This is a genomic window from Ferrovum myxofaciens, assembly GCF_000735045.1.
Classification (GTDB): Bacteria; Pseudomonadota; Gammaproteobacteria; order Burkholderiales; family Ferrovaceae; genus Ferrovum; species Ferrovum myxofaciens.
Map to the genome: position 1 here is coordinate 1 of NZ_JPOQ01000211.1, position 333 is coordinate 333.

A 333-nucleotide genomic window follows, 5' to 3' on the forward strand; every position below is an offset into this window, starting at 1 on the left:
ATTCCTTTGATGGTAACCCTATACGTTCAAAACAGACGCATATCAACAATCCACAGGAGGTCATATGAAATGCCATCACCAACCGAGAGAAATCAAGATTCATCGACTCTTCAGGAAAAAACGCAAAACTTCATATCTGCAAAGAAAATGGGGTTGCTATATTTTAAAGTAGCGAAACCAGAGTGACTCAGACATAGGCACATCATCATCGACCCCGGCTAAGTGCCGGGGTTTTTTTGCGGGTTGGCTAAAGTCAGGGTTGGTCACAGTTCTTTTCCGGCCTGCTTTGGACCGGCTTGTCTCCACCAAATAACGGTAGTCCTCCCTGAATAC

1 protein-coding gene is annotated in these 333 nt (G+C 45.0%); it reads left to right on the forward strand.

The window, feature by feature from the left end; genetic code table 11:
• On the forward strand, positions 1–186 hold a 186-nt coding region (locus tag IV91_RS19245; RefSeq protein ID WP_233418477.1), incomplete at its 5' end, for a hypothetical protein.
• Positions 187–333: the final 147 nt, after the last annotated feature.